At 39.1% G+C, this 17,418-nt stretch carries 15 protein-coding genes; 10 read left to right on the forward strand and 5 right to left on the reverse strand.

Annotated features, from left to right (window positions below; translation table 11 throughout):
• The first annotated feature begins 822 nt into the window (after positions 1-822).
• The 6 genes from VB694_RS22310 (at position 823) to VB694_RS22335 (ending at position 5,563) form a co-directional block, all read left to right on the forward strand.
• Positions 823-2,538 carry an iron uptake porin gene (locus VB694_RS22310; RefSeq protein WP_323362531.1) on the forward strand — a complete coding sequence of 572 codons (1,716 nt, stop codon included), beginning with the start codon at positions 823-825 and terminating at the stop codon, positions 2,536-2,538.
• Between the two features lie 172 nt (positions 2,539-2,710).
• A complete protein-coding gene (locus VB694_RS22315; RefSeq protein WP_323362532.1) occupies positions 2,711-3,148 on the forward strand; it encodes an Rrf2 family transcriptional regulator in 438 nt (145 codons plus the stop codon).
• 17 nt (positions 3,149-3,165) lie between these two features.
• A complete protein-coding gene (cysK, locus tag VB694_RS22320) occupies positions 3,166-4,119 on the forward strand; it encodes a cysteine synthase A (RefSeq protein WP_323362533.1) in 954 nt (317 codons plus the stop codon).
• A 69-nt stretch (positions 4,120-4,188) separates the two neighbouring features.
• Positions 4,189-4,875 (forward strand): J domain-containing protein, encoded by a 687-nt coding sequence (locus tag VB694_RS22325; RefSeq protein WP_323362534.1) that lies wholly within the window; start codon positions 4,189-4,191, stop codon positions 4,873-4,875.
• A 101-nt stretch (positions 4,876-4,976) separates the two neighbouring features.
• Positions 4,977-5,201 carry a DUF433 domain-containing protein gene (locus VB694_RS22330; protein ID WP_323362535.1) on the forward strand — a complete coding sequence of 75 codons (225 nt, stop codon included), beginning with the start codon at positions 4,977-4,979 and terminating at the stop codon, positions 5,199-5,201.
• A gap of 2 nt (positions 5,202-5,203) precedes the next feature.
• Positions 5,204-5,563 (forward strand): DUF5615 family PIN-like protein, encoded by a 360-nt coding sequence (locus VB694_RS22335; protein WP_323362536.1) that lies wholly within the window; start codon positions 5,204-5,206, stop codon positions 5,561-5,563.
• Positions 5,564-5,603: 40 nt separating this feature from the next.
• Here VB694_RS22335 and VB694_RS22340 read toward each other — a convergent pair whose 3' ends face one another.
• Together VB694_RS22340 and VB694_RS22345 are read right to left on the reverse strand one after the other, a co-directional pair.
• Complete coding sequence (locus tag VB694_RS22340; protein ID WP_323362537.1) at positions 5,604-6,479, reverse strand: GUN4 domain-containing protein; 876 nt, start codon at positions 6,477-6,479, stop codon at positions 5,604-5,606.
• Between the two features lie 30 nt (positions 6,480-6,509).
• Positions 6,510-7,373 (reverse strand): hypothetical protein, encoded by an 864-nt coding sequence (locus VB694_RS22345; RefSeq protein WP_323362538.1) that lies wholly within the window; start codon positions 7,371-7,373, stop codon positions 6,510-6,512.
• Positions 7,374-7,676: 303 nt separating this feature from the next.
• Here VB694_RS22345 and VB694_RS22350 point away from each other — a divergent pair, with 303 nt between their 5' ends.
• A complete protein-coding gene (locus tag VB694_RS22350) occupies positions 7,677-8,549 on the forward strand; it encodes a 6-carboxytetrahydropterin synthase (protein WP_323362539.1) in 873 nt (290 codons plus the stop codon).
• Between the two features lie 108 nt (positions 8,550-8,657).
• On the opposite strand, the gene VB694_RS22355 is transcribed toward VB694_RS22350, so the two are convergent.
• The 3 genes from VB694_RS22355 to VB694_RS22365 form a co-directional block, all read right to left on the reverse strand.
• Positions 8,658-9,632, reverse strand: a complete 975-nt coding sequence (locus VB694_RS22355; RefSeq protein ID WP_323362540.1) for a PrsW family intramembrane metalloprotease — start codon at positions 9,630-9,632, stop codon at positions 8,658-8,660.
• Between the two features lie 6 nt (positions 9,633-9,638).
• A complete protein-coding gene (locus VB694_RS22360) occupies positions 9,639-10,556 on the reverse strand; it encodes a class I SAM-dependent methyltransferase (RefSeq protein ID WP_323362541.1) in 918 nt (305 codons plus the stop codon).
• A gap of 126 nt (positions 10,557-10,682) precedes the next feature.
• Entirely contained in the window at positions 10,683-12,350 is a 1,668-nt protein-coding gene (locus VB694_RS22365; RefSeq protein WP_323362542.1) for a DUF3352 domain-containing protein, read from the reverse strand.
• Between the two features lie 506 nt (positions 12,351-12,856).
• On the opposite strand from VB694_RS22365, the gene VB694_RS22370 reads away from it, so the two are divergent.
• The 3 genes from VB694_RS22370 (at position 12,857) to VB694_RS22380 (ending at position 17,363) form a co-directional block, all read left to right on the forward strand.
• Positions 12,857-15,433 carry a M1 family metallopeptidase gene (locus VB694_RS22370; RefSeq protein WP_323362543.1) on the forward strand — a complete coding sequence of 859 codons (2,577 nt, stop codon included), beginning with the start codon at positions 12,857-12,859 and terminating at the stop codon, positions 15,431-15,433.
• Between the two features lie 130 nt (positions 15,434-15,563).
• Positions 15,564-16,550 carry an ABC transporter ATP-binding protein gene (locus VB694_RS22375; RefSeq protein ID WP_323362544.1) on the forward strand — a complete coding sequence of 329 codons (987 nt, stop codon included), beginning with the start codon at positions 15,564-15,566 and terminating at the stop codon, positions 16,548-16,550.
• The gene (locus tag VB694_RS22380; protein WP_323362545.1) at positions 16,551-17,363 is read left to right on the forward strand and encodes an ABC transporter permease; all 813 of its coding nucleotides are present in this window, start codon (positions 16,551-16,553) and stop codon (positions 17,361-17,363) included.
• Positions 17,364-17,418: the final 55 nt, after the last annotated feature.

A 17,418-nucleotide genomic window follows, 5' to 3' on the forward strand; every position in this document is an offset into this window, starting at 1 on the left:
ACGAACAATTTGTATTCCCTGAAGAAGTATTACCACGTGGTAACGCTCTCTAATTTGATGATGAATTAATCAAATCATTTAGCATTCATCCTTTTCCATCCAGCCCAGGCAATTTGTCTGGGTTTTTTTATCTGTGAATATTGCCAAACTAATTTTATGTGCTATAGTAATCTCAGGTTACAAACCCAGAGTTTTTCACTCTGCCTTTTTGAAACTAAGACCGATTAGGCAATAAGGAGGTGATGCCCATGATAGAAAGTAGTATACGTATGGGTCATCAGGTTGCAGTTAGCCGGCTGTGCGCCGGGGCTGTTCTCTAAAAGTTAGCCTTAGTCATCCTGAGATACTAAGTTAGCTCAAGTAGCTAGGCTAAAAGTCGGAGTTCCTTCCGGCAGTCTGGTTGCAACCTGAAGACCCGCTAGACCGCCCTAAATTAGATCTTCTGATCTAACTTAGGGCGGATAGTTGTTTATAGGTGATTTTTAGATATTTTTTCTTCCTGCTAATACTCAAGGTGAGTAAAAAGCTTTTGATTACTTAATCCTGATTTATGTACCTCATTAACCTGGGAAAAGCTATATATTGCTTATTCGACTCACCTATTATATAATAATAAACTATGAGGTGGAAGTTTTCGCATAAGTTAATTGCATCAAATTTTAACGATTTGTTAATCAATTATTAGCCTTGTGAAAACTAAAATTGTAGTGGTGGCAATAATGCCTAATCCACAGGTTTCAAGAAAGATGTCGCATTTTTGATAAATTAAGTACGACAAAAAACAGTTATCTTATTAGATACGGTGTGAGGAGTAAAAGAAAGATGTCTAATCTCTTGTGGAAGTCCTTAGTGGTCAGCCCAGCAGTCTTGGGAGCAGCGTTGTTAGTTTCAGGAACAGCAATGGCGGCTCCAAATACCACCACTGAAGTAGCAACACTGGAAACTCAAGCCGCAACAGAAGTTTCCCCCCAGCCTGAAGTATTGGCTCAAGTTACCCAAGAGCCTCAAGTTTTAGCGCAAGTTCAACGTTACAGCAACGAAGGTCAAAATTTACAGTCTCAAGTAACATCAGTTTCTCAGTTTTCTGATGTCCAACCCACCGACTGGGCATTCCAAGCCTTACAGTCCTTAGTTGAGAGATATGGCTGTATTGCAGGTTATCCCAATGGTACATATCGCGGCAACCGGGCGTTAACCCGTTATGAATTTGCCGCTGGCTTAAATGCTTGTTTAGATCGTGTTAATGAATTGATTGCCACAGCAACAGCTGACATGGTGACAAAACAGGATTTAGCGACTTTACAGCGTTTACAAGAAGAATTTTCTGCTGAACTGGCAACTTTACGCGGTCGTGTAGATGCGTTGGAAGCACGCACAGCTGAGTTGGAAGCTAATCAATTCTCTACTACCACCAAATTGCAAGGTGAAGCTATTTTTGCTGTCACTGATTCTATCGGTGGTAATCCTCAAGGTAAGACCGTTTTTCAAGATAGAGTCCGTTTGAACCTGCAAAGCAGCTTCACCGGTAGAGATATGTTAAATACCCGTTTGGCTGCGGGTAATGCTACAGGTTTTGGAACTAGTGCTGAAAGTAAACAAACTTTTGAAGTTGGCAGCACTGCTCCTGCTAACAGTGTTCAGATAGACAAACTGACTTATGAAGCTCCTGTTGGACCAGCACAGGTCTACATAGCAGCTACTGGTGGTCAACACAGTCATTATGCAGCTGTTAATAACCCCTACTTCTTCGACAAAACCGATGGTGGTAACGGTGCTTTAAGTACCTTTAGTTCTGAAAACCCCATCTATCGGATTGGTGGTGGTGCAGGTATCGCACTGAATGTACCCTTTGGTCAAGGTGGCGGTATTCTCAAACCAAGTTCAGTAACTTTAGGTTACTTGGCTTCTGAAGCTAATGACCCTGCTGCTGGTGCAGGTTTGTTTGATGGTAACTATGCGGCTTTAGGTCAGTTAAACTTTAATGTTGGTAATCGCATTGCCTTAGCTGCTACTTATGTACATGGTTATCATGGTGCAGGTAGCCGTTTGTTTGACTCAGGACGTAATATAGGTACTGGTGGTGATATTGTTGGTACTGATCTAGCTAATACTTTAGGACGCAACAGCGTGACAACCGCTACTAGCGCCTCTTCCAGCAACTCCTACGGTGTTTCCGCAGCCTTCAGACCTAGTGAGAAACTTTCCATCAGTGGTTTTGTTTCTTACCACGATGTTACAGGCTTCGGTGCTAATGATGATTATGAAGCTTGGAGCTATGGAGTTGGGGTCGCATTACCTGACTTTGGTAAGAAAGGTAACGTATTAGGTATTTTCGGTGGCGCTCAACCTTATTCCTTTAATAATGGTGGTCTTGCTAACACTGGTGATATTCCCTACCAAGTTGAAGGTTTCTACAAGTATCGCGTTTCCGATAACATCTCAGTTACTCCTGGAGTGATTTGGTTGCCAGCTGTAGGACAGAACAGCAGCAGTCAAGATGCCTTTATTGGTACTCTGAGAACAACGTTCACCTTCTAGACTAGAACATTGACAATCTGCTGACAATCTTCAAATCTATTGTTACCCGCCATGAGGCGGGTTTTTTGTTTTGGGTAGAAAAAAAATACAAACCCCAGTGGAAAACCGGAGTATACTGGAAAAAGTATGAATTATCAATTATGAATGATCCTTTATTCTTAAATTGCTGCTTGTGGAAATATCCTGTAAATCTGAATACGCAATTCTGGCGTTATTAGAAATGGCAACTCATTATGAAAGCGGCGAACCGATGCAAATTCGACAAATCGCCACCCAGCAAAATATACCAGATCGCTATTTAGAACAACTGCTTGCTACTTTGAGGCGTGGGGGCATTGTTAAAAGTCAACGCGGTTCAAAAGGTGGCTATCTGTTAGCGAGAGAACCTTGGAAAATTAGCGTTTTCGATATTTTGGAATGTTTAGAAGGGCTGGATATCAAACCTGGTGAAGATGATACCAACCCCACAAGTGTAGATAGTGCGATTGTGGAAGAAATTTGGCAAGAAGCTCGTCAAGCAGCAAACGCAGTCTTACAAAAATATTCGCTCCAGGATCTTTGTGAACAGCGAGATTCGCGGAGGCAGTTAGATTTCATGTACTACATTTAAAGGAATCAAAAGTTATTATGCGGGTTGCTCGGAATATTACAGAATTGGTTGGACGGACTCCCCTAGTGCAGTTAAACCGTATTCCCCAAGAGGAAGGGTGTGTGGCGCAGATTTTGGTGAAACTGGAAAGTATGAACCCATCTGCATCGGTAAAAGACCGCATCGGTGTGAGTATGATTAATGATGCCGAACGGGAAGGCTTAATCACTCCTAGCAAAACGGTATTGGTAGAACCAACATCGGGAAATACGGGTATTGCTTTGGCGATGACAGCAGCAGCTAAGGGGTATAAATTAATTTTGACGATGCCGGAAACCATGAGTTCAGAAAGAAGGGCAATGCTGCGTGCCTATGGGGCAGAATTGGAACTGACACCGGGTATTGAGGGGATGAGTGGGGCAATTCGTAGGGCGCAGGAAATAGTGGAAACTACACCTTATGCGTATATGTTGCAACAGTTTCGTAATCCCGCCAATGCGAAAATACACAGAGAAACTACAGCGGCTGAAATCTGGGAAGATACGGATGGACTGGTAGATATGATTGTGGCAGGTGTGGGTACAGGTGGGACTATTACTGGTGTAGCTGAGGTGATTAAATCTAAGAAACCTAGTTTTAGAGCGATCGCTGTTGAACCTGCTAATAGTCCAATTTTATCAGGAGGTAAACCAGGTCCCCACAAAATCCAGGGAATTGGGGCGGGTTTTATTCCCCAAGTATTAAAGGTAGAATTGATCGATGAGGTGATTACTGTCAGTGATGAAGAAGCGATCGATTATGGTCGCAGATTAGCTAGAGAAGAAGGACTATTATCTGGGATTTCTAGTGGTGCTGCTTTGTGTGCTGCTATTCATGTAGCTAAACGTCCAGAAAATGCAGGACGTTTAATAGTCATGATTCAACCCAGTTTTGGCGAAAGATATTTAAGTACACCGTTGTTTCAAGATTTAGAAGCAAAGGTAAGTAACTAACATCAGCTAAAGATAAGTTAAAGTAAATCAGTTAACTGATAATTGATAACTGTTAACCGTTAACTGATCATGGTCAATTCTAACCACTACGAAATCCTCAAAGTTAGTCACAAAGCCAGCCAAGCGGAGATTAAACAAGCATATCGCCGCTTGGTCAAGTTATTTCACCCTGATACTCAACAGAAAACAGCAAATAACGAGCAAATTATTCTGATTAATGCAGCTTATGAGGTTTTAGGGGATACTCAAAATCGCCAACAATACGACCAAAAACTGCGACATAATTCTCAAAAATCAACTATTCCCAAACCAAAGCGCAATTGGGAACAAAAACATTATCAAAAAACTAGGCCAACGGGAAGAGATGCTGATGAACAAATTGAAGAATGGTTGCGCCAAGTTTATAAACCAGTAAATCGGATACTTTTTACCATTCTCAGTTCTCTAGAAGCGCAAATTGAGGAATTAGCCGCAGATCCTTTTGATGATGAATTGTTAGACGAATTTCAGGATTATTTAGATTCCTGTCGAGAAGATTTGAAGGAAGCTCAAATTAGATTTCGTTCTTTACCTAATCCTGCTACTTTCGCAGCAGCAGCAGCGCACCTCTACTATTGTTTGAGTCAACTTGCAGACGGAATAGAAGAGTTGGCGTATTTTCCGTTAAGTTACGATGATCGCTATTTGCACACAGGTCAAGAATTATTTAGGATAGCTAAAAGATTGCATCGTGAAGCACAAGAATCGGTAGGTTGAAAAATGGTAAGAAATCAGAAATTTTTATACATCAAATATTTAACGGATTGAGACTTATGATATAATAGCATTTATATAGGTTTAAATATTATGGAAAGATTATGGAAAAAATTTCTGTTAACCCACAAATTCACTTTGGTAAACCATGTATATCAGGTACAAGAATTACAGTACAAAGTATTCTTGAACTTGTGAAAGAAGGACTTTCATTTGAGACAATTATTCAAGAATATTATCCAGACTTAGAAGTTGAAGATATTCGTGCTTGTTTGCGATATGCGATCGCTTTGGTAGCTGCTGAGGACATTCATCTGATATCAGCTTAACCATGAAATTTTTACTGGATCAAGATGTATATGCAGTTACCGCCAGATTCCTTGCTGATGCTGGACATGAGGTTATACTTGTAGCTGAAATTGGTCTTTCCCAAGCAAGAGATGAAGAAATACTGAAAACAGCACAGGAACAAAACAGAATTGTTGTGACAAGAGACAGAGACTATGGAAATCTTGTTTTTGTCAGATCACTTGGAACTGGAGTCATCTACCTGCGTATTTTACCTAGCACTGTCAATGCTGTTCACGGTGAATTTACTAGAGTTTTACAATCATACTCTGAAGCAGAATTAGTAGGAGCATTTGTAGTTATAGAACCAGAAGGACATAGACTGAGAAAACCATTTTCTTAAACATTTTTTATTTTCCGTGTGAGGTTTTTTTCTCCACAAATTAATATCTTGAGTAAAAAATATTTAATCGGTGGGTAATTTCTTTACTATTTTTGAAACCTAACCCGACTATTCGAGGTGTTGAGGGAAGATGTCCTCTATGTGCATCTAAAGTAAAATTATAATCTTCGTATTTTATCAATTCATTCGTAGCAATATTTTCTATCCAACCGCATCTAGCTGTAAATTGTTTATGATCTTGAAAAATTTGTTTTTGGATACTAAACCCAAACTTACCACCACTATATTTAACCCAAAGTTGATTAATTATATGTAAATCATAGCGGGGGATTTTTCTAATTTCTCCATCATCTAACCAACCTTTATCTTCACGTTCAGATATTTTCAGCATTAGAGAATAGGTTTCTTTATCAGCATCTTGCCAATTTTGTGCAGATAATAATTGCTGTAAATTTCTATAATCCATTCCCGAAGCATGAGATATTAAAGTTAATTCATCTGTTAATTGGGATAATTGTAATTGTAAATTTGATAAAGATTGTAAAATAGGTTGTTGTTCTGGTTGTTGAATGTGAGTTTGTAATTGTGATATTTGTGCTTTTATCTCCGCTAATTCTTGGATAATTTGGGTATTTGCTTGTGGTTCATTTAACATTGCTTTTAAATTCTCTATTTCGTCTGTAGCTTGACTTAAATAACTCTTGGTTTCTGTGGTTATTTGTTCACTGGTTTCTAGTTTTTCTTGTGTTTCACGAAGTTGAGATTTTAATGTTTGTATTTCTGTTTGCAAAGTTTGAACAGTAACAAGAAAATTATTTTGAGTTTCTTGTAATTCTGTTCTCGCGTTTCTCAATTCTTCTATTGCTTTTTCGTAAACTCCTAAAGGTGTTTTCCAGTTATTATCAAATGCAACCATAAAATTAACCCTATTCTTACCTTATAGTTATTAATTACCTTTTAAAATTTGTTGTGAATAACTAACCTGTAATTTCAATTGATCTTTTTGATCATAATCAGCTATTGTACTACGCCAAAATTCACATAATAAACCATATTTCATCCAGTCTTCAATTGCTCTACGTCTTAATTCTGGAGATTTTCTGACTAAAGCGGCCATCATTGCTGCATTATGTTGTAATTGTCCATAGGTTTCTAAGACTTGATCAATAGGTGTGTTTTCATTTAATTTACTCAATTCATAACATTGATTTAATTTATAAAGCTGCATATCGGAAATACTACCGCCAAATTTCCAGCCAATTCCTAATTGTTGTCTACATTTATCTAAGGGGTTGGGTAAAGCATGGTGTAAATGTTTTTTTAATTCATTCCGAATAAATTCTAATTTACCATCTATTGCTTCATCTATTTTATCTATCAGTTGACTCGCATCTGCAAATAATTGATTTTCTAAATTTTCGACTCTTTGCAAACTACTATCTACATCTGCAATAACTTCCATAACTGCTAATGAAAGTTGATTAATACGATTTTCTAAATAAAAGTTTGTTTGACTAATTGTTTGTTGTGAGTCTTTAATTACTTGTTCTCTTAATTGATTAATTTCTTGTAAATTAGCCTTAACTTTATCGTTAGCATGATTCAGCAAGTTTTCAATATCTACTTTTGTCTGAGTTTCCAAATCTTCTATTTCTTGAAGACGTTGTTGTGATACATAGTCAAATTGATCAGCTAGAGGTTTGAGTTTATAATCAAATAAGTTGGATATTTCTTGACTACCTTCTTTAATCACGTCTTTTGCTGCACGTTCAAATTTTTTAACTACACCCCCAAACAACCATCCGATCATTTTTTAACATCCTTTCAACACAAATTTCACTCTTATAAATATAACACTGAAATTACTAAGTATATAATAAGGTGCAAAAAATATTATATGAGCATAAACATTAATTTACTTTTCTGTTATTTTTCATCAGTGAATAAAATTAACAATGACATTATACAACGCCTAATCCGTAGGTCGCACCCTTTCCCCAGTACCTACTCAATAGTTACCAGTAAAAAAACAACTGCCCAATCAGCAACAAACTAGATTACACTATGTAAAGTGAAAGATTAAGAAATTTTAAAATCTGTCCCCAGTGTACTCATGCAATGTATTGTCAACCGACGCGCTCAGTTTTCGGCCAGCCATCGGTATTGGTTGCCAGAATTCAGTGAAAGCGAGAATGTAGAAAAATTCGGTCTATGCTCGAAATTTCCCGGACACGGACACAACTATGTTTTATTTATTTCTCTGCTTGGAGAACTAGATGAGTATGGCATGGTGCTGAACTTGTCTGATGTGAAACAAGTCATCAAACGGGAAATTACCAGTCAACTAGATTTTTCCTACCTCAATGATGCGTGGGCAGAATTTCAACAAACTCTCCCCACCACAGAAAATATCGCCAGGGTGATCTGGCAAAAATTAGCACCGCACTTACCTATAGTCAAGGTGCAGTTATTTGAACATCCTGAACTTTGGGCAGAATATATGGGTAACGGAATGGAAGCATATCTCAGTATTAGCACTCACTTTAGCGCCGCACACAGACTAGCGCACCCTGATTTGAGTTTAGAAGAAAATACCAATATTTATGGTAAATGCGCTCGTGTGAATGGACATGGCCATAACTATCATTTAGAAGTTACCGTCAAAGGAGAAATAGATCCCCGCACGGGTATGACGGTTGATTTAGGGGCTTTAAATCAGGTCATTGAAGATCATATAGTTGAACCCTTCGATCACAGTTTTTTAAACAAAGATATTCCTTTCTTTGCCAAAATTGTACCCACAGCGGAAAATATTGCTCTTTATATTAGTAATACCTTGCGATCGCCCATTCAAGAAATAGGTGCAGAACTTTACAAAATCAAACTCATTGAAAGCCCGAATAACTCCTGTGAAATTTACGCTGCTAACTCAGAAACAACTCCTGTTAGTGCAGCAGTAAGTCAACCAGTATTAGCAAGAGTTTAAGTTAAGGAGTAGGGGTGAAGCATTCGGAAAATAAACTTGGGAAAAAACCGATAATTTATCGCCAGAATGCTTCGCCCCTACAGGCTTCTCCTGAATTCTTACTTTTCATCATTGAAAAAAATATCGACGACGGGCTAAATTGCGTAAATAACGGTAAATCAACCAAGCCAAAATTCCTAAACAGAGACTTAACGCAACTTCCCTCAGTATAAACCAGAAAATATCAGCCTCAAACAGCCTTATTAGTGGTAACGGACTAACTTTTCTAGCAAGAATAAACAACCCAAAAATAGCATTACCACCCAGTACAAGAATAAACAATATTAAACTTCTTTGCCAATAACGATCCTGGGATTTGTCGCCAGAAATCAAAGTAATAGGGCGTTTACCTTGAACTTTGCGGAGTAATTGTTCTAACCGCCAAAACAGCCATAACAAAAAAGGAAATAAACAATAACCAAGAAAACTAATGGGACGGGGATAAACCCAACTTCTAGATAAAATATTTACCAAAGCATGAAAAAATACAGAATTTAACCAAGCCGTTAAAATTAAACTTCTATCTTTATGTAAACGCCTTCCAGAAAAAAAATATATCCCCAGCGCATACCCCCAAGGAGCAGCAAACATAGAATGTACAGGTGTGCTGATAATGCGTTCTAAAATTGGTGCAGTACCATGAACCCAGTAAATCCAATTTTCCTCAGCCGTAAACCCTAAAGCTACCGCTATCGTAAACAGAAAAACTGTACTAGTGCGTAATCTATAACTGCGTTGAAAATAGCAGACAGGAATAATCACAGCAGCTAATTTACAACCTTCTTCAATAGGACCGATGACTACCATCTGCCGCAGGGAAAAACCAGCAAAAGAACGCTGTATTTTTGCCCAATCTACAACTGAATTAGCAACAATTTCTACAGACCATTCTAATCCCAGAGCGACGAAACCAGAGATTGCGCCAATAATGAACAAACATAGCAGATGTAACGGAGAAGGGGCAGCATAAGTCCGGCGGTAGTAAAACCACAAAAACAGCAGCGGTGGAATTACTGCCCAAAGCAACAAAGATAAATTATTCACACATTATTAGCGCACCTGAGCAGTTACAGTCCGGTGACGGGGGCTGTTGCTGGTGATGGTAGGAGTTTGAAAACCAGCCTCTACTAAAGCTTGCTCAATATCTAAAGTGAAATATTCATCTAAATAAGGTTCCGTACTTTTGAGCAAAGTCAAAATGTAGGTAGGCATTTTCTTGTAAATTTCTGATTTGGGATTCATGTCCATAATTGCTAAATGCCCACCTGGACGTAAAACCCGTCTAGCTTCTGCAAAAATATTTCTAGTTGCTGACTGGGGCAATTCATGACACATTAAAAAAATAGATACTAAATCATAAGAACTATCTGCTAATCCTGTAGATTCAGCTTGAGCATGAACCCAGTTAATGTTTGCTTGACGTTGTTGAGAACGATAGTTAGCGACAGCTAAGAAATAGGGAGATAAATCTAAACCAGTGATTTTGGCTTGGGGATAAACTGCTTGCAAAGCAAAGGTACTCATACCCACGCTACAGCCTAAATCTAGGATGTCTTGTGGTGGTTGGGAAATGGAACTGGTGACAATGTTGTGGTAACTTTCGCGTAGCTTGGCATCCCCTTGAGCTTGGGTATCTTGCCAGATTTTAGCGTGGACAGCATGAGCAGCAGATTCTACTTCAAAAGCAGCTTGCCAACTGAGATTGCCGGTTTCGTAAGCGTGGAATGAAGTAACGTAATAGTCAGGGTAGGTAAGTTGAGGATTTTGGACTTGAGCTAAATCATTTGCCCAATCTCGTGCTTGCAGTTTTTCAACTTCTTGATGCCAATGTACACCTATTTTTTCAGCCCGTTTAATCATCATTTGTCTGGCTTGGTGTTTGGCCAGACTAAATAAAGGCTTAACCGAGAGGATGCCATTTACTAACCGGGAAGGTAAGTCAGGAGTGGTTTTGACAGCAGTAGTCATAATTTTTGTAGCGTTGAACAGCTTTATTTTATAGCAGGAGTTAGGAGTTAGAAGTCAGGAGAAAGAAGATCAATATTTTTCCCCATCTCCCCATCTCCCCATCTCCCCATCTCCCCAGTCCCCTACCTATTTGGCGCTACTTGGCTTCAAAGCTAACAACATCTCCATTTGAGTGGTAGATTTATTGGGGCTATTGACAGTGACACCAAGACCACGAATAGAACTGAGAATAGCACTGGCATCCGGGGGAAGAGGTTGACCTGCTGTAGCAAACCGGGTAATTAATGAACTGGTGTTTTCCATATCCACGTAGAAATAACCGCCATTAGGTTTTTGTAAAGAACTGGTTACGGCTTTAAATGTCTCTGTATTATCCAAGGTTTTACCTTTGGTATCTGCTAGTGCTTCGGCAACAGGTCCACCAATAGCCAGAAATACGGTGTCTTGATCTAACCAACCATGTGCTATGAAAGCACCCTGCTGGGGAATTTGCCATTCTGTGATATTTTTACCACCAACGCTTTTTTGGGTGATGTTGAGTGATTGCTTTTTGGCTAGGTCATCTAATTTAGTCAAAGTGGCTTCTGCGGTTTTGCGATCGCTGGTGTCAAATACTATCGCCCCTCCAACACCCACATTTGCTAACCAACCTTGACTAGATTTCACCACACCAAGGGCAAATTCGCCATCCATCCAACTAAAAATATCTTGATCTAAATCCAGATTGAGAAATTGTTTGAGTTGTCCGCGAGTTTGTTCAACACCTTGCTTCAATTCAGGATAATCTTTTGATTGTTCTAAGAAGGTTTCCCAACTGCGTTTAATATTCTGACCAGTTACTAGGGCAATAGTATCACTAGGAAATTGACCAATTATTTTAGCGGGAGTGGTTTGATACTGAAATTTGCTCAGTTGGGGATCTAAATTCACTACCGCTTTAAACCGCAGTCCTGCATCATCAACACCCACTCCTGCTACTAGAGATTTTACTTGTTTGAGTTGTGCTAAAGCTTGTGGTGGTAATTGTCTAGCCTGGGGATTTAAGGCTATTAATTGTTGTGTCATGTTGGCATAATCAGGCACATAAATTTGGGCTAGGCTGTTTTTAACATCTACACCCTTGGCTAGAATACTGCTTGCTCCTTCTTTACTCGCAAAAGAAGGTTCACCTTTATAGGTATCAATAGCTTTTTCTACAGCTTGTTTTTCCGGTGCTAACAAAACATGAGTATTATTTAGAACTACTGCATAAGTGGATTTGCCATTATTTTTACTGGCAATAATTTTCTGACCTTTGTAGTCTAATTCTTCAATTTGTTGGTTTTTTTGCTCTTTTAATTTATTAGCAAAATTTAAGGCATTGAGTTTATCTTTGATACCTACTACCAAGAGGATATTTGACTCTTGCTGTACCGGGAGAGGTGGAATGGATTGATTAGGTGGAGTTTGTGTTGGTGGTAGCACGGCAATCATTACACCACCTATCCAGGGTTTGATGTCTGTTTCATAAGCAATGTTATTACCCAGTAAATCTTTGTTGACATCTTGTAGCGTTTTTGTCAGTAATTTTTGTCCTTCTGCATTGCCAAATTGCTGCAACTTATTCCAAGATTGCGAATCAGTGTTAATATAGGTAGCCATCAAGGCATTAGCTGGGACTACCTTAGCACTGCCCATAGGACTGGAACTATCTCCAGAGGGAGCTTTCAAATATAGATACGCAGCTATACCTCCTGCTACCACTATGGCAGTGCTAATAGCAGGAACTAGAAATTTTGATTTGCTTTCAGGCATTGTAATTATCCTTTTTGTTTAAATTATGATCAGGTATTTTCAACAGTAATAGTCAGTTTCTAGGATTTTTATCACCAATTTTCGGGAAATTAGCAGCATTTACTGACAAAATTAGTATTTCTACACACTAACAACTTTGGAGGAACTCTAAAAAAGACTTCACCAGAGTCAGGAGTAAATCCGTAAATGGTATTTTAAGTTGATATGCAAAAAATATAGTCTGATTCTTAGTCACAAGTTATTCTAAGCTATAGGAATAATTGGTAGTATTTGTACTCGATGCAAATAGATTGCCTAACGGCACGCTACGCGAACACCAGATGATGCAAAAGTGCAAAATCTCAGATGAAATCCAGACATAGAGACTTGGGAGCAAAATGAGAAAATTGATGTAGATCATGACATCCCAGACAAAATCCTGATCAAAATAGTAATTTGATCGGGGAAAGGCATCTATGATTGCTATTTTTATGAAAGTTTCAGGATTACAAGGTCAGTAATAATCAATGTCGCATTTTTATTTTGATACAGAGAATAACGGACACAAATCTTTTGAGTTACCAGGGGCTAAACCACACTACAATCCTGATAGACCAGGACAAGTAGAACATATTTTTCTTGACCTCAGTTTGGATATTTACCATCAAAGTTACAAGGGGAAATGTAGTATTAGCATCTTGCCAATACGTAATAATATTGAGCGTTTGACCTTGGATGCTGTAAACTTGAATATCCAAACTGTACAGGTAAACGAAGTTGAGGAAAAGTTTGAATACGATGGAGAAAAGCTATGTATTCAACTTTCTCAACCTACACAGATTGGTAAGAGATTGTTGATAGCGATCGCCTACTCAGTCGAAAAACCCCAACGTGGTATCTACTTCATTCAACCAGATAAACACTACCATCACAAACCAACCCAAGTCTGGACTCAGGGAGAAGACGAAGACTCTCGTTATTGGTTTCCCTGCTTTGACTATCCAGGACAGTTATCAACTTCAGAAATTCGCGTCCGTGTACCTAAACCGCTGATTGCTATTTCTAACGGCGAACTAATTGATACAGCAGAAGATGGAGATCATAAAATTTACCATTGGTCGCAAAAGCAGGTTCACCCTACCTATTTGATGACTCTAGCTGTAGGTGACTTTGCGGAAATAAAAGATGAATGGCTTGGTTTACCTGTTACCTATTACGTAGAAAAGGGCAGGGAAGCTGATGCTAAACGCAGCATGGGTAAAACTCCCCGCATGATTGAGTTTTTGAGTCAAAAGTATGGTTATTCATACCCTTTTCCCAAATATGCTCAGGTTTGCGTGGATGACTTCATTTTTGGGGGCATGGAAAACACCTCTACCACACTCTTAACTGATCGCTGTTTGCTGGATGAACGGGCTTTATTAGATAATCGCAATACAGAAAGTTTAGTTGTTCATGAACTAGCACACCAATGGTTTGGGGATTTGCTGGTGATTAAACACTGGTCCCATGCTTGGATTAAGGAGGGAATGGCTTCCTATTCTGAGGTGATGTGGACGGAACATGAATATGGCTCAGATGATGCTGCTTATTATCGCTTATTGGAAGCTCGTAGCTACTTAAGTGAAGATAGTAGTCGCTACCGTCGGCCTATGGTAACTCATGTTTACCGCGAAGCCATTGAACTTTATGATCGTCACATTTACGAAAAAGGTTCTTGTGTTTATCACATGATTCGCACAGAATTGGGAGAGGAATTATTTTGGACAGCTATCCACACCTTTGTTCAAGATCATGCTCACCAAACTGTGGAAACAGTCGATTTATTAAGGTCAATTGAAAAAGCAACTGGACGTAATCTCACGTTTCTGTTTGACCAATACGTTTATCGCGGTGGTTATCCTGATTTTAAAGTGGCTTACTCTTGGGATGGAGATGCAAAATTAGCAAAGGTAACAGTTACTCAAACCCAAGCCAGCACGGATATTAAGGATTTATTTGATCTCAAAATACCCATCGGTTTTGGTTATAGTCAGCCTAATTCAGAATTGAAAACTTTTACCGTGCGAGTAAATGAACGGGAACAAAGTTTTTATTTCCCATTAACAGAAAAGCCAGATTTTATTAGCTTTGATGTGGGAAATAATTATCTAAAAACTGTAACTTTAGAATATCCAATACCGGAGTTAAAAGCGCAGTTAGAATTTGATCCCAATCCTGTTTCTCGTATCTATGCAGCAGAAGCTTTGGCTAAAAAAGGTGCGCTAGAAGCAACTAAAGCCCTATCAGCATCGTTAAAAAATGATCAGTTTTGGGGTGTGCGTGTAGAAGTGGCTAAACAATTAGCAGAAATTCAGCTAGATCAAGCTTTTGATGGTTTAGTTACTGGATTACAAGATCAAAATCCCTTTGTGCGGCGATCTGTGCTAGAGTCTCTATCTCAAATCAAAACTCATGCTAGTTATAAAGCTGTGAAGGGATTTGTACAGGATGGGGATGCTAGTTACTATGTGGAAGCAGCTGCTTGTCATACTATCGGGGTGATAGCTGCTGCCAACCTAGATGATAAACCCCACGAAGAAAAAGTCATTAAACTGCTGAAATCTGTTTTAGAAGAAAAGGCTGGTTGGAATGAAGTAGTTAGAAGTGGTGCTGTTGCTGGTTTAGCTGAATTTAAAGCTTCGGAAACCGCCTTAAATTTGCTGATTGATTACACTAAAATTGGTATCTCCCAACCACTGCGCTTATCTGCGATTCGGGCTTTAGGTAAGATATCTGTTGGCCAAACTCCTGTGAATATAGAACGGATTTTAGACCGATTAGCAGAAATAGCCAAAGAAACCTTCTTTTTAACCCAAGTCGCGGTAGTGACGGCATTAGGACAAATGGAAACCCCTAAAGCCATTGGTATTTTGCAAGCTTTAGCTAATCAAACCGCAGATGGACGAGTTCGTCGTTATGCTGAGGAAGAAATTAACAAAGTGCAGAATAATATTGGCACGGAAAAAAGCTTGTTACAAATGCGTGAAGAACTCAATCAACTTAAACAACAAAATCAGGAACTAAAAAGCCGCTTAGAAAATTTGGAGGCTAAGTCAAAGTAGGAAAATTAAAAGAATGCAGAATTTAGAATTTAGAATTTAGAATTACGTTTTGCAACGGGGATTTTACCCCGACGCAAAACCCGCTGCTTGTAGAAGTAGGGGACTTTAACCCCCAAAGGTAAATTAAATCATGATAGAAGTTGAACATCTCAGTAAAATATATGGTTCTACCACAGCGATAACTGATGTCACCTTTAGCGTAGAACCAGGAGAAATTTTAGGTTTCTTAGGTCCCAACGGTGCGGGTAAAACCACAACCATGCGAATTTTAGCCGGCTATTTACCAGCAACCAAAGGAACGGCCAAAATAGCCGGGTATGATGTCCATGAAAATTCCCTCGCTATCCGCCAAAAAATCGGCTATTTACCGGAAACACCGCCCTTATATCCCGAAATGACAGTTGAGGGATTTCTGCACTTTGTAGCCCGAATTAAAGGCATATCTGCGGGCGATCGCCTTCAAAAAGTTGAAGCAGCTATGCAACGCTGCAACCTGCAAGAAAAACGCAAGGTGATTATACGCAAGCTTTCTAAAGGTTATCGCCAAAGAGTCGGCATTGCCCAAGCAATTGTACACGATCCCCCGGCTATTATCCTCGACGAACCCACAGTAGGACTAGATCCCCGGCAAATTATCGACGTGCGAAACCTGATCAAAAGTCTAGCAGGTACTCACACAATTATCCTTTCTACCCACATTCTCCCAGAAGTGAGTATGACTTGCAGCCGTGTGGCTATTATTAACCGTGGTAAAGTTGTAGCCACAAATACACCAGAAAATTTAATGACTCAGTTGACCGGAGGTTCTGGTTATGAGTTAGAAATTACAGGAGAAGCAGCACTAGCTAAACAGGTATTACAAAATGTATCTGGTGTGATTTTGGTAGAATCAATGCCAACAAGTTATCAAAACCATCCCCATCTGCGCGTCATATCCCAACCAGGAACAGAACCAGGAAAAGATATTGCTGCTGCATTAATTCGGGCAGGATTTGGTTTATATGAAATGCGACGTGTTAGCGCCAGTTTAGAAGATGTATTTTTGCAATTGACAACAGAAGAAAAGAATTTACTACCAGCAGCAGACACAGCCGAAACAGAAGGAGAAAACGCATAAATGGGTATCGTCATCGCTAACATAATTGCCATTTATCGCCGGGAATTACAAAGTTATTTTGTATCACCATTAGCTTATGGTATTGCTGGCATTTTTTGGTTTATTTCCGGTTTATTTTTAGTGATGATTTTAATCGGACCAGGGGGAATTTTACCCACAGTTGCAGCTTATGATGTCCAAGGTCAACAATTTGGAATACCCGTTCCACCCATAGATGTACCCTATGAATTTATCCGGGCATTTTTAGACCGCCTTGGTTGGTTATTATTGTTTATTCTCCCTATACTTTCCATGGGACTTTATGCCGAAGAACGCAAACGAGGAACATTAGAATTATTAGCCACATCACCAATTACTAACTGGGCTGTAGCTGTCGGTAAATTATTAGGAGTGTTAACATTTTTCACCGCCATGGTTTTACCATTACTGGGGTTTGAAGCCATCGCTATTAGCGGTGCAAATCCTCCTATAACTCCTGTTATTCCTATTGTTGGTCATGTAGGATTAATCTTACTGGCAGCAGCGATTCTATCGTTAGGAATGTTCATTTCTTCATTAACAGACAGTACACTTTTATCTGCCGTTCTCACTTTCGCTGTGGTGATTTTATTGTTATTAATTGATTCCATCTCTAAAATTATTCCTGGACCCATAGGACAAGCTTTAGGTCATCTATCCCTACTCAAACATTACAACACTTTAATTCAAGGCATTTTTGATACCAGCGCCTTAATTTTATTTACTAGTTACATTATTTTAGGTGTTTTCCTCACAGCCCAATCAATTGATGCACTCCGTTTTCAAAGGCAATAGTTAGATAATAGGTGATAGGTGACAGGTGACAGGTGACAGTTAAGAGAGAATAAAT

The sequence above is a fragment of the Anabaena sp. UHCC 0451 genome (assembly GCF_034931405.1).
GTDB lineage: Bacteria > Cyanobacteriota > Cyanobacteriia > Cyanobacteriales > Nostocaceae > RDYJ01.